This window comes from Hanstruepera sp. CR43 (genome assembly GCF_055227665.1).
Genome location: NZ_CP200078.1, coordinates 1,540,914 through 1,554,419 on the forward strand (window position 1 = coordinate 1,540,914; position 13,506 = coordinate 1,554,419).

General features: G+C 36.2%; 8 protein-coding genes and 1 pseudogene. 6 read left to right on the forward strand and 3 right to left on the reverse strand.

Going from position 1 to position 13,506, the window contains the following annotated elements:
* Positions 1–11: 11 nt before the first annotated feature.
* The gene (locus ACKXGU_RS07050; protein WP_463467341.1) at positions 12–2,768 is read right to left on the reverse strand and encodes a 2-oxoglutarate dehydrogenase E1 component; all 2,757 of its coding nucleotides are present in this window, start codon (positions 2,766–2,768) and stop codon (positions 12–14) included.
* A 116-nt stretch (positions 2,769–2,884) separates the two neighbouring features.
* Between ACKXGU_RS07050 and ACKXGU_RS07055 the strand changes: the two genes are divergently transcribed.
* On the forward strand, positions 2,885–3,427 hold the full coding sequence (locus tag ACKXGU_RS07055; RefSeq protein ID WP_463467342.1) for an alpha-ketoglutarate decarboxylase: 543 nt from the start codon (positions 2,885–2,887) through the stop codon (positions 3,425–3,427).
* Here ACKXGU_RS07055 and ACKXGU_RS07060 read toward each other — a convergent pair.
* Together ACKXGU_RS07060 and ACKXGU_RS07065 are read right to left on the reverse strand one after the other, a co-directional pair.
* The gene (locus ACKXGU_RS07060) at positions 3,424–3,777 is read right to left on the reverse strand and encodes a hypothetical protein (RefSeq protein WP_463467343.1); all 354 of its coding nucleotides are present in this window, start codon (positions 3,775–3,777) and stop codon (positions 3,424–3,426) included. The genes ACKXGU_RS07055 and ACKXGU_RS07060 overlap by 4 nt on opposite strands.
* Complete coding sequence (locus ACKXGU_RS07065) at positions 3,777–4,751, reverse strand: polyprenyl synthetase family protein (RefSeq protein ID WP_463467344.1); 975 nt, start codon at positions 4,749–4,751, stop codon at positions 3,777–3,779. The genes ACKXGU_RS07060 and ACKXGU_RS07065 overlap by 1 nt, the downstream gene beginning before the upstream one ends.
* Positions 4,752–4,874: 123 nt before the next feature.
* Here ACKXGU_RS07065 and ACKXGU_RS07070 point away from each other — a divergent pair, with 123 nt between their 5' ends.
* The 5 genes and pseudogenes from ACKXGU_RS07070 to aspS all read left to right on the forward strand — a co-directional run bounded on the left by ACKXGU_RS07070 (position 4,875) and on the right by aspS (position 13,505).
* On the forward strand, positions 4,875–5,480 hold the full coding sequence (locus tag ACKXGU_RS07070; protein ID WP_463467345.1) for a TetR/AcrR family transcriptional regulator: 606 nt from the start codon (positions 4,875–4,877) through the stop codon (positions 5,478–5,480).
* A 24-nt stretch (positions 5,481–5,504) separates the two neighbouring features.
* On the forward strand, positions 5,505–6,917 hold the full coding sequence (locus ACKXGU_RS07075; RefSeq protein ID WP_463467346.1) for a TolC family protein: 1,413 nt from the start codon (positions 5,505–5,507) through the stop codon (positions 6,915–6,917).
* A gap of 15 nt (positions 6,918–6,932) precedes the next feature.
* Positions 6,933–8,117 (forward strand): efflux RND transporter periplasmic adaptor subunit, encoded by a 1,185-nt coding sequence (locus ACKXGU_RS07080; protein WP_463467347.1) that lies wholly within the window; start codon positions 6,933–6,935, stop codon positions 8,115–8,117.
* A 27-nt stretch (positions 8,118–8,144) separates the two neighbouring features.
* The gene (locus tag ACKXGU_RS07085) at positions 8,145–11,651 is read left to right on the forward strand and encodes an efflux RND transporter permease subunit (protein ID WP_463467348.1); all 3,507 of its coding nucleotides are present in this window, start codon (positions 8,145–8,147) and stop codon (positions 11,649–11,651) included.
* A 98-nt stretch (positions 11,652–11,749) separates the two neighbouring features.
* Positions 11,750–13,505, forward strand: a pseudogene (gene aspS / locus ACKXGU_RS07090) (aspartate--tRNA ligase).
* Position 13,506 lies beyond the last annotated feature (1 nt).

Genomic DNA, 13,506 nt, shown 5'->3' on the forward strand with positions numbered 1-13,506 from the left:
TTTATTTATTTTTAATGTTGATTGTTTTTCGATTTGTCAAATACAAAATCAATGACTTCTTGATGGCGTTTTTTCGAGCGTACGGAACTTCCTGCAGCAGGTGACCCATAAGGTCTGCGAGTTGCAGCCCTGAAAGTCTTTGCTTCATCCAAATGCATGAGCATATGGCTGTAAGCACCCATATTTCGTGGCTCTTCCTGTGCCCAAACAACGTCATTGACGTTTTTGTATTTATTTAAAATAGTCCTAATATCTTCTACTGGCAGTGGGAATAATTGTTCTACCCTAACCAACGCTACATCATTTCTATTGAGGTTTTCTTGCTCCTCAAGCAAATCGTAGTAAAACTTCCCTGTCACAAAAACCAAGGTTTTTATGTTATTCAAATCAGCACGCTCATCATCAATCACCATTTGGAAACTACCGTTGGTAAATTCATCAACCGTTGAAACCACTCTTGGGTGACGCAGCAAACTTTTTGGTGTGAAAACAATAAGTGGTTTCCTGAAATTAGCTTTCATTTGTTTACGCAAGAGGTGGTACATATTTGCTGGCGTCGTACAATCTGCCACAAACATATTATCTTTTGCACATAATTGTAAATATCGCTCCATTCTTGCCGAGGAATGTTCTGCTCCCTGACCTTCATAACCATGAGGTAATAACATAACCAATCCATTCTGAAGTTTCCATTTATCTTCAGCTGCTGAAATATACTGATCCAACATGATTTGGGCTCCATTACTGAAATCACCAAATTGTGCTTCCCAAATGGTAAGTGTTTTTGGGCTCGCCATAGCATAACCATAGTCAAAACCAACCACACCATACTCTGAAAGCAACGAATTATATATAAAAAATCGGCCTTGATTGTCACTAATATTATTCAATAAAACAACCTCCTCTTCACTATCTTCTACCTTAACAACAGCATGACGATGAGAAAATGTTCCCCTTTCAACATCCTGTCCAGAAATACGCACATCATAACCTTCTTGAAGAAGAGAACCGTAAGCCAAATGCTCCGCCATGGCCCAATCTAATTTGTCTTCATCAAACATGGTTTTCCTGGATTCAACCAATCTGGATATTTTTCTAATAAACTTCTTATCACTTGGCAAAGTTGAAATAACATCTGTAATTTTAGATAATTCCTCTTTTGGATATGAAGTATCTATAGGCTTCATCATTTTGTCTTCTTCAACAGTCGTATAATTCACCCATTCATTTTGCATAAAAGGGGTTATGACTGTTTTATCTTCCTTACGGGAATCTTCAAGATTCTCTTCTAATTTCGCCTTGTAATCTTCTTCAAGGTTTTTAACGAAAGAATCATCAACAACACCCTCTGCCTTTAATTTTTCAGCATAGATATCTCGCGGATTTTGATGCTTTGCAATGGCTTTGTATAAAAGCGGCTGTGTGAATCGAGGTTCGTCTCCCTCGTTATGGCCATACTTTCTATAACCCAATAAATCAATAAACACATCGCGCTTAAATGTCATTCTGAAATCCAATGCGAAAAGCATCGCATGCACAACAGCTTCAGCATCATCGGCATTTACATGCAATACAGGCGAAAGTGTCACCTTACCAACATCGGTACAATAGGTACTGGAACGCGCATCAAGATAATTGGTAGTGAACCCTATTTGATTATTGACTACAATATGAATGGTTCCATTGGTTTTATAACCATCCAATTGTGCCATTTGAACAACTTCATATACCAATCCCTGACCTGCAATGGCAGCATCACCATGAACAACTATTGGTAAAACTTGTGATGGGTTTTTAGGGTATTTATCGTCTTGTTTTGCTCTGGCTATTCCTTCAACGACAGCACCAACTGTTTCCAAATGTGATGGATTAGGCGCTATATTTAAGTTAATTTTCTTTCCTGAATCGGTAACGCGATCACTCGTCCAACCTAAATGGTATTTAACATCACCATCAAAAACTTCTTGCTCATAATCCTTACCGTCAAACTCACTGAAAATATCTTTAGCCGATTTTCCAAAAATGTTGGTAAGGGTACTTAGTCTTCCTCTGTGAGCCATTCCCATGACAAATTCCTTGACATCATATTCCGATGCTTTTTCAATGAGTGTGTCTAACGCAGGTATAAGCGATTCACCGCCCTCCAAAGAAAATCGTTTTTGACCAACATATTTTGTGTGTAAAAATGTTTCAAACGAAACAGCTTCATTTAGCTTCTTAAGGATATGTTTTTTTTCATCAGCAGAAAATTTAGGCTGATTATCATTGATGTTGAGCTTATTTTGAATCCATTGTATTTCTTCCGGTTTTCTGATATACATGTATTCAATGCCAATGGAATCACAATAAATCCGTTCTAGATGATCTACTATTTGTCGTAAAGTTTGTGATCCGATGCCTAATATTTCACCAGCATTGAAAACGGTATCCATATCCGTTTGGGATAATCCAAAGTTTTCTATTTCTAAAGTTGGAGCATATTTTCTTCTGGCTCTTACAGGATTCGTTTTAGTGAATAAATGTCCCCGAGTTCTATAACCATCTATGAGCTTTACAACTTGAAATTCTTTTTGAACATGCTCTGGAATTTGAGTGGAAACACCTTCGACAATTTCTCCATTCATACCATAATTCTCACTACCAAAATCGTAACCTTGAAAAAAGGCCCTCCAACTTGGTTCAACAGAATCTGGATTTTCTAAATATTGGTCGTATAAATCAGCAAAGTAAGCTGTATGTGCGGCGTTTAAAAAGGAATATTTATCCATAAATATTTTAAAACTGAATCTTTCAGACAAAATTTATACAAAAGTACAATTTTTAGTATAATTAGGTATGGTTTTGTTATTTTTATAACATGTTTAAAACGCTAATTATGTTGTTGATGAAAAAAGAGCTCGTTTTTGGAAAATTAAGCTTATTAACCCTATTATTTTTATCAAGTTTTCAACCATCTGTTTTAGCACAAAATGAAAAAAGTGATTTCTGGAATCATGTTGCCATTGGTGGCGGTATTGGTTTAAGTTTTGGTAGTGGTTTTTTTAGTGGTACCATTGCGCCAAGTGCTATTTACCGGTTTAATCCACAAGTTGCCATGGGTTTAGGCTTGAACTACACTTATAACGAAGACAAGGATTTTTATCGTTCGTCCATTGTTGGAGGAAGTGTCATTGGGTTTTATAACCCAATAAGAGAGGTTCAACTTTCTGCAGAATTTGAGCAATTGAATGTTAATAGAAATTACTACAACACTGTTTTAAATTTCGATGAAAACTATTGGTACCCTGCTTTGTTTTTGGGTGCTGGATACAGCATCATTACTGAAAATGTTTCAATTGCCATTGGCATGCGCTATGATGTATTATATGATAGAGATAAAAGTATTTATGCACAACCTTGGGCACCATTTATACGCGTATATTTTTAACTTTTATAGTGGTTTTTGTACCAAACCTTTTGCCATTCGCGTTGCAATATCATAAAAGAAACCTGTTCTGACATCTCTAAAGTGTCTGTACCATCTAAAGATCTTATTTGTTTTTCCGAAACATCAATGATATACAACAGGTTCAAATAGTCCATGAACCTTTCTTGTATCAACTTATATAAGGCTTCATGGAGCAAAAACTTTAAACTGGATGGTAGAATATCTTCAGCAAAACTTAAATCCATATTGGCTAAAGCCAAATCCTTGTTCAATTGTTTAACCAACTGATTATAAAGCTGATATTTTTCAGCTTCCGAAATCAAATCATTGAATGATACTGGCAACTGCATTAAACCTCTCTATTCATTAGCATCAACCCAAAATCTTTTAAAACTTGTCTGTTAGACGCCGATATATTCAGCGTATTCAAAATTGACATGGCCTTGGCAGTATAGTTCTCTATAGCATTTTTTGTTTCCTTATCAGATCCAGATTCAATAAACAACTGCTTGACAGACTCTATCTTATCTGTTTGGTCATTAGGGGAAATACTATACAAATGTTGCAATTGCAATTGGTCATCAGTATTTAAATGTTCTACCGCTTTAAGGTATAAATAGGTTTTTTTGTTCTCAATAATATCACCACCTACCTGCTTACCAAATGTCTCTGGGTTTCCAAAAACATCCAAATAATCATCTTGCAACTGAAAGGCTATACCCAAATTTTTTCCGAAATCATATATACCCTCTTGATCATCTTCACTCGCTCCTGCAACAATGGCACCCATTTTCATGGCAGCTCCAACCAAAACAGCTGTTTTATATTCAATCATTTTAAGGTATTGTCCAATAGTAACATCGTCCTGTGTTTCAAAATCGATATCATATTGTTGCCCTTCACAAACCTCTAATGCTGTTTTGCTGAATAATTTCGCCAAAGCCTGAAATGTTTCAGCCTCATAATTCTCAAATAATTGATAGGCCAGAATCAGCATGGCATCTCCAGATAAGATGCCCGTATTAATATCCCACTTTTCATGCACGGTTTCTTGACCCCTTCTTAAGGGAGCATCATCCATGATATCATCGTGAACTAATGAGAAATTATGGAACACTTCAATGCTTAATGCCGCATCCAAAGCATTCTTATAGCTACTGCCAAAAATTTCTGCAGTCATTAACGTTAAAACAGGCCGTAACCGTTTTCCTCCCAGTTGTAAAATATAATTGACAGGATCGTACAAAGATCTCGGTTCCCGTTCTTTAGAAAAGCCTATTAAATGGTCATTAAAAGCTTGTTGAAAGTGTTCTACATTTTGCATCCAACAAAAATAAAGGAATTGATTATACAATCGCAACAAGTTTATCCCAATGTTAAAAAAACATTAAAACTTTGGAAACTTTTTTTGTTTTTAAAGTTTCCTTGCGTAGCTTTGCACCTAATTATGAAAGAAGATATTTTAAAAACAGCTGTTGATTTATTTTTAACCTATGGGTTTAAAAGTGTGACTATGGATGATATTGCCAATAATTTGGGTATATCTAAAAAAACCATTTATCAATACTTTGAAAACAAAACTATCCTGGTTGAAGAATCTGTAATGTACTTATTCCAATTTATATCCAGTGGCATTGAAGATATCAGGGATATGGAGAAAAACCCAATTGAGGAAATTTATGAAATCAAAAAATTCCTGATGCACAATCTAAAGGATGAAAAATCCTCTCCTCAATTTCAGTTGGAAAAATATTATCCTAAAATATTCAAAGATATAAAGGAGAAACAATATTGCGTGATGGATGATTGTGTGAGCTGCAATCTGGAAAGAGGTAAGAAAATTGGATTATACAGAGAAAACCTTAATGTCAATTTTATTTCCAAAATCTATTTCAATTGCATGATGTCTTTAAAGGATAAGGGGTTATTTCCATTGGAGAATTTTTCAATGAAAACTTTAATGGACAATTATTTAGAGTATCATTTACGAGGAATCTGTACCCCTAAAGGAATAGAATTACTCAACCAGTATTTAAAAGTGAATCAATCCTAATAAAAACTTTCCAAATAACAATCAATGAAACAAACTTTATTAATAATTATCACTTTCCTGTTTTCCAGTATCTCTTTTAGCCAAGAGAGTACGTATAGTTTTACATTACAGGAAGCCATAGATTTTGCATTGGAAAATAACCGAGCTGCAAAAAATGCAGTTCGTGATGTAGAAATTGCAGAAAAAGAAAAATGGGAAACTACTGCAACAGGTTTACCACAAATAAACGGTGCTATAGATTACCAAAACTGGATAAAGCAACAAGTACAGCTTTTACCTGCTGCGGCTTTTGACAACACCCAAAGTACTATTGACATTGTCGACACCTATTTTGATGGTGCTGTTAGAAATGATACGCCAGTAAACAGCCCTGAAGGTTTTATTCCTTTAAGATTTGGAACCAAACAAAGTGTGAACGCCACAGCAACGTTAAGTCAGCTATTGTTCGATGGATCCTATTTAGTTGGTCTTCAAGCTGCCAAAGTCTATCTTTTAATTTCAGAAAATTCCAAAACCAAAACAGATTTGGAAGTCAGAAAAGCCGTGATTAATGCCTATGGCAATGTTTTGCTTGCAGAAAAGAGTCTGGAAATTGTAAATAATAACATAGCTGTCCTTCAAAAAAACCTGGATGAAACTACAAAGATTTATGAAAACGGCTTGGAAGAAGAAGAAAGTGTTGAACAGTTAAAAATAACATTAAGCAGTTTAAAAAGCTATCTGAACAATTATATTAGATTGAAAGATTTAGCCTACAAAATGTTTAATATTTCATTGGGGTTAGATTTGAACACAAATACCGTTCTTACTGATGATTTGGAAACTCTAACCCTTCAGAATATCTCTCTGGATTTATTGAGTTCTGATGACAATGTTGAAAACACAATAGATTATAGAATAGCGTCTAATTACATGGAAACAACCGAATTGCAGTTAAAGCTTGAAAAAAGCACGTACATGCCAAGCTTGAACGCTTTTGTGTCGGCTGGCTATAATGGATTCAGTGATAAGTTTACATTCACCAACAACAATCAGGAATGGTTTGGTCAAGCGCTATTTGGAGTCGGGCTCACAGTGCCCATCTTCAGTTCAGGTATGCGCAGTGCCGCTACCCAGCGAGCTAAAATTAATGTTGAAAAAGCGAAAGAAGAACTAACGCAGACTGAACAAGAATTACGTTTTCAAATAGCCAATGCTAAAAGTGATTATCAATTTGCCATTGAAGAATATACCAATAAAAAAGAAAATTTAGATTTAGCCGAACGCATAGAATCAAAAAACGAAACCAAATTTTTTGAGGGTATTGCTACCAGTTTTGATTTGCGTCAAGCTCAAACACAATTATATACTGCCCAGCAAGAATATTTGCAAGCCATGTTTAACGTCATTGCTAAAAAAGCAGAATTAGAAACCATATTGAACACTGTTAATTATTAAGCTATCACAATAAAAATGAAAAATATACTAACACTCCTATTAGCAACCACTATTTTGTTCTCTTGCGGAGAGGGCAAAAAAAATTCGTTGGAAAACGTCTTAAGTTCAAACAATCTGGAACTTATGCGCCAAAAACGTGCTGAAATTGTTGAACAACAGCAAACCATTCATGACCAGTTAGTTCAATTGGATGACGCCATAGCCAAAGTAGATACGGTTAAAAAAGTACCTTTAATAACAACATTTAAGGCCAAAACGGAGTCTTTTAATCACTATTTTGAAATTCAAGGAAATGTTACCACCAAAGACCTTTTAGTGATTACACCAGAATATAATGGTATTTTGACCCAGGTATATGTAACCGAAGGCCAGCAGGTTAACAAAGGTCAAACCCTTGCAAAAATTGATGATGGCGGTTTAAGTCAGCAACTGGCACAATTACAAATTCAAGCTGATTTAGCAAAGACTACGTACGAACGCCAAAAACGCCTTTGGGACCAAAATATAGGCAGTGAAATTCAATTTCTACAAGCCAAATCCAACTATGAGGCGCAAGAAAAAGCCGTTAATCAGCTTAATCAACAAATAGCCAAAACGGTTGTCAAAGCACCTTTTTCAGGAACCATTGATGACGTGATTACCGAACAAGGTAGTGTTGTGGCTGCTGGGCAATCGCAATTATTTAGATTGGTCAACCTTAACAATATGTATATTGAAACCAATGTGCCTGAACGTTACATTGAAGATGTTACCAAAGGCAAACATGTCGTTGTGGAGTTCCCTGTTTTAGGAAAAAGTATAGAAACAGAAATTCGTCAAGCCGGTGATTTTATCAATCCATCCAACCGTACTTTTAAGGTTGAAGTTGGTATTCCAAATTCCGAAAAGAACATCAAACCAAACTTAACGGCTAAACTGAAGATTAATGATTATACCAATAAGGAAGCCATTTTAATTCCTCAAAGTGTCATTTCGGAAAATGCTGAAGGTTTACAATATATTTACACTGTATCAGAAAAAGATGGCGATAATATTGGTGTTGCCAAAAAGACCATTATCACTACTGGAAAAACACAAGGCGATGTTATTGAAGTCCTTTCTGGAATTGAAAACAATACCGAAATTATCAAAGAAGGTGCGCGTAGTGTCAAGGATGGACAATCTGTTGAAGTTATTGACTACAACGAAACGCAACAATAAACTAACCCAAAGCCAAAAAAATAAAATATGACTGAAAGACAGAAAAAAGTCGATAAAGAATTTGGACTATCATCATGGGCTATTAATAACAAAACCACCATTTATGTCCTGATTCTGGTATTCTTTTACTTGGGTGTTTCGGCATTCTTTGAAATGCCAAGGGAAAACTTCCCTGAAGTAAACGAAACGAAAATATATGTCAGTACTGTTTTCCCTGGAAATACAGCTGAAGATATAGAAAAACTTATTACAGATCCTTTAGAAGATGAGTTGAAAACCGTCAGTAATGTTGTTGAAATAACCTCAACATCACAAGAGGATTATTCCATGGTCATCGTTGAATTTGATGAAGGGATTACCGTTGAAGAAGCTAAATTAAAAGTGAAGGATGAAGTAGAATCTAAAACAACGGGTGAGGACTGGCCTACCTTTAATGGCGCTAAAGTAGAACCGGATGTTTTTGATTTGAGTATGTCTGAAGAAATGCCCATTCTGAACATTAATATTTCAGGTGATTACCCAGTAGAAAAATTAAAGGAATATGGCGAATATCTTCAGGATGAAATTGAAGATCTTTTAGAGATAAAAGAAGTTGCCATTCGGGGTGCTCAAGAAAAAGAAGTTGAAGTGGCTGTTGACATCTATAAAATGATGGCTGCTCAAGTATCCTTTAGTGATGTTATCAATGCTATTAACGGTGGTAACGTTACTATGTCGGCAGGAAACATCAAGGCCAGTGGACAACGTAGAACCATCCGGATTTTGGGTGAAATTGAAGATCCAGATCAACTTCGTGATTTTGTCGTAAAATCAGAACACGACAATCCAATTTATTTAAAAGATATCGCATCCGTTAGTTTTAAGGAAGAAGACAGAACCACGTATGCTAGAGAATATGGCGAACCAGTAGTTATGCTGGATGTTAAAAAGCGGGCAGGAAAAAACATGGTTGCTGCAGCGGAACAAGTAAGAGAGATCGTTGAGGATGCTAAAGTCAGTGTTTTTCCTCAAGACTTGAAAGTGACTATCACCAATGATCAATCTTCGGTAACAATTGGTCAAGTTGACGATTTAGTTAACAACATCATTTTTGGAGTTATTTTAGTTGTTACTGTTCTTATGTTTTTCCTTGGTTTTAAGAATGCCATCTTTGTTGGTTTTGCCATACCTATGTCCATGTTTATTTCATTGATGATTCTAAACATGTTCGGTTTTACGCTAAACGTCATGGTACTATTCGGACTAATTATGGGATTAGGTATGCTGGTGGATAACGGAATTGTTGTAGTCGAAAATGTTTATCGATTAATGGATGAGGAAGGTATGAGTCGTGTAGAAGCCGCCAAAAAAGGAATTGGCGAAATTGCCTTTCCAATAATTATTTCAACAGCTACAACGGTTGCAGCTTTTATTCCTATCGGTTTATGGCCTGGTATCATGGGTGAATTCATGAAAATATTACCTCAAACACTTTCCATAGTATTGGGCTCTTCGTTGTTTGTAGCCATATTTTTTAACTCGGTATTGGTTTCACAATTCATGAGTATAGAAGATAAGGATATGCCATTAAAACGTATTGTGACGCTTACAGGCATCATGGCTGCTTTGGGTATTATGGTCTATTTTGTTGCAGGCGAATATCGTGCTTTAGGCAGTTTAATGGTTTTCACAGCCATTATGTTGTGGGTTTACCGATTGCTTTTACGCAAATGGGCCAATAATTTCCAAACCAAAACTCTAGTAAAATTAGAGCGTTTATACGAAAGAACACTACGATGGTCACTATCTGGATGGAAACCGTATACTTTAAGTTTTGGAGCTTTCTTGCTTTTTGTAATTTCAATAGCTGCTTTTATTGGATCTCTTATGAGTGAACGCACCAAAGTCGAATTCTTTCCTGATAACATACCCAATCAAATTATTGTTTACATCGAGTATCCTGAAGGTACCGCTATAGAGAAGACCAATACCATAACCAAAGAAATTGAAAAACGTGTTTTTAAGGTTTTGGATGATTCGCAGTACAAAGATGGCGACTATAATTTTATGGTAGAAAGTGCTGTATCACAAGTTGGGGAAGGTGCCGGAAACCCTCAAACGGATGCCGGCTCCGCTGCTGAAATGCCACACAAAGCAAAAATTACCGCTTCTATGCGTGAGTTCAAATACAGAGAGGGTGAAGATAGTGAAGTCTTGCGCCAAAAAGTCCAAAAAGCATTGGTTGGTATTTACCCTGGAGTTTTAATCTCGGTTGAAAAGGATATGGCAGGCCCTCCTGCAGGTGCTCCTATTAATATTGAAATAGAAGGTAATGATTATGATGAGTTAATCAATACTGCAGAAAAGATGCGTCAATTCATTAATAGTAAAAATGTTGCTGGTGTCGATGAGCTTAAAATTGATGTCAATAAAGACAAACCTGTCATGCGCGTGATTGTTGACCGTGAAAAGGCCGGCGAATTGGGTATTAGCGCATCGCAAGTGGGACAACAATTACGTAATTCCATTTTTGGAGCTAAAGCTGGTGTCTATAAAGAAGATGGCGATGATTATGATATCTATGTAAGGTTTAACGAAGCCAATCGCTATGATAAAAGTGCCCTTTTCAATCAGAAAATCACTTTCAGGGATATGGCTTCCGGTCAGATTAAAGAGATTCCTATTTCAGCCATTGCAGTACACGAAAACTCTTCAGGATTCAGCGCTATTAAACACAGGGATACTAAACGTGTTGTAACCGTTTATTCGGCATTAGCGCCGGGAGAAACAGATGCAGGTGCTGTTGTTAGACAAATACAAAATGAAATGAAGAGTTTTGAAAATATGCCAGAGGGTATTAAAATTGACTATACGGGTCAAATTGAAGAACAAAACAAGCAAATGGCCTTTTTGGTAGGCGCCTTTTTTACTGGACTAGCTTTGATTTTCTTCATTTTAATCTTCCAATTCAATTCAGTCTCTAAACCAGCCATTATCATGATTGCCATTTTCTTGAGCTTTATAGGTGTATTTGGCGGTATTGTTATCACTGGAAGTTCGTTTGTAATCATGATGACCATGGTTGGAATTATCTCGCTAGCTGGAGTAGTTGTTAATAATGGTGTGGTGTTATTGGATTATGCTCAATTATTGATTGATAGGAAGAAAGTCAACCTAAATGTTGATGAACATGACTATTTGGAAGTCGATGATTTATTTGAATCTATCGTCAGGGCTGGTAAAGCGCGTTTACGTCCCGTTTTATTGACTGCGATAACTACTATATTGGGTCTTATTCCATTGGCAGTTGGTTTCAACATCAATTTCTTTACTTTGTTCAAAGATTTTGATGCGAATATCTATATCGGAGGAGACAATGTGGTGTTCTGGGGTCCATTAGCTTGGACCGTTATATACGGTTTGATTGTAGCAACGTTTCTAACTTTAGTCATAGTCCCCGTTTTATTTTTCCTAGTCATGAAATTAAAAATGTGGTTGCACAAAAAACGTACTGGTAATTTAATAATTGAAAATGAATCCGTTTCCCTCAAATAATGGATTGATTAATAGCAGAAAAAGCCTTAACAATTGTTAAGGCTTTTTCATTTGATAATCATTTAACTTCATTAAATTTGCAACTCTAAATTTTGATTATGTATAGAAGTCATAATTGTGGTGAATTAAGGTCATCACACATCAACGAGGAAGTTACATTAGCTGGTTGGGTTCAAAAATCTCGCGACAAGGGATTCATTGTTTGGGTAGATTTGCGAGATCGATATGGTATTACCCAATTGGTATTTGATGAGGAGCGTACTTCAAAAACATTGATTGAACAAGCTCAAAATTTAGGTCGTGAATTTGTTATTCAAGTAAAAGGAACAGTCATTGAACGCGCTTCCAAAAACCCCAATATCCCAACTGGTGATATTGAGATTTTGGTTTCCGAATTGACAGTATTGAATGAGGCACTCCTCCCGCCTTTTACTATTGAAGACAAAACCGATGGTGGCGAAGACATTCGTATGAAATATCGGTATTTGGATATTCGTCGTAACCCTGTTAAAAACAGTTTAATCTTTAGGCATAAAGTCACTCAAGAAGTTCGTAATTATCTTTCTAACGAAGGTTTTATCGAAGTAGAAACCCCTTATTTAATAAAATCAACTCCAGAAGGAGCCAGAGATTTTGTTGTGCCTAGTAGAATGAACGAAGGTCAATTTTATGCCTTACCGCAATCACCTCAAACCTTTAAGCAGTTGCTCATGGTAGGTGGTATGGATAAGTATTTTCAGATTGTTAAATGTTTTAGGGATGAAGATTTACGCGCTGACAGACAACCAGAATTCACTCAAATAGATTGTGAAATGGCATTTATTGAGCAAGAGGATATTTTAAATGCTTTTGAAGGATTAACACGTCATTTATTAAAGGAAGTAAATGGCATTGAAATTGATAAGTTTCCTCGAATGCTTTATGATGATGCTATGCGTTTATATGGTAATGACAAACCAGATATTCGTTTTGGTATGGAGTTTGGTGAACTCAATGAGGTAGCACAACATAAGGAATTTGGTGTTTTTAACAACGCTGAATTAGTAGTTGGTATTGCAGTTCCAGGAGGAAACAACTACACCCGAAAAGAGATAGAACAATTTGATTGATTGGGTCAAGCGCCCACAAATTGGTGCTTTAGGGATGGTGTATTGCCGTTGTAATGAAGATGGCACCTATAAATCATCTGTTGATAAATTTTATGACCAAGATGATTTAGCTAAATGGGCTGAAGTTACTGGAGCCAAACCTGGTGATTTAATCTGCGTGCTTTCTGGAGATACTAACAAAGTAAGAACCCAATTAAGTGCATTGCGTATGGAATTGGCAGAACGTTTAGGTTTACGTAAACCAGATGAGTTTGCACCGCTTTGGGTACTAGACTTTCCTTTATTGGAATGGGATGAAGAAACCGAGCGATATCATGCCATGCATCACCCATTTACTTCGCCAAAACCAGGTCAGTTAGAATTATTGGAAACGAATCCTGGTGCTGTAAAGGCTAATGCCTATGATTTAGTGTTGAATGGTAATGAAATTGGCGGTGGTTCCATAAGAATTCACGATAAAAAAACACAAGCTTTAATGTTTGACTATCTCGGTTTTACGCCTCAAGAAGCCAAAGCACAGTTTGGCTTCCTCATGGATGCATTTCAATATGGTGCACCACCACATGGTGGACTCGCTTTTGGGTTGGATCGATTGGTCGCTATTTTGGGAGGTCAAGAAACCATCAGAGATTTTATTGCGTTTCCTAAAAACAACTCGGGTCGTGATGTTATGATTGATGCACCTGCTCCTATAGATAATGAACAATTGGAAGAGTTGAGCTTAAAATTAAATTTAAAATCATAAA

What these genes read in the sequence shown, in the direction of transcription:
- ACKXGU_RS07085 (WP_463467348.1), top strand. Translation starts at nt 8,145, where the DNA reads ATGACTGAAAGACAGAAAAAAGTCGATAAAGAATTTGGACTATCATCA.
- ACKXGU_RS07075 (WP_463467346.1), top strand. Translation starts at nt 5,505, where the DNA reads ATGAAACAAACTTTATTAATAATTATCACTTTCCTGTTTTCCAGTATC.
- ACKXGU_RS07050 (WP_463467341.1), bottom strand. Translation starts at nt 2,768, where the DNA reads ATGGATAAATATTCCTTTTTAAACGCCGCACATACAGCTTACTTTGCT.
- ACKXGU_RS07060 (WP_463467343.1), bottom strand. Translation starts at nt 3,777, where the DNA reads ATGCAGTTGCCAGTATCATTCAATGATTTGATTTCGGAAGCTGAAAAA.
- ACKXGU_RS07055 (WP_463467342.1), top strand. Translation starts at nt 2,885, where the DNA reads ATGAAAAAAGAGCTCGTTTTTGGAAAATTAAGCTTATTAACCCTATTA.
- ACKXGU_RS07070 (WP_463467345.1), top strand. Translation starts at nt 4,875, where the DNA reads ATGAAAGAAGATATTTTAAAAACAGCTGTTGATTTATTTTTAACCTAT.
- ACKXGU_RS07065 (WP_463467344.1), bottom strand. Translation starts at nt 4,751, where the DNA reads ATGCAAAATGTAGAACACTTTCAACAAGCTTTTAATGACCATTTAATA.
- ACKXGU_RS07080 (WP_463467347.1), top strand. Translation starts at nt 6,933, where the DNA reads ATGAAAAATATACTAACACTCCTATTAGCAACCACTATTTTGTTCTCT.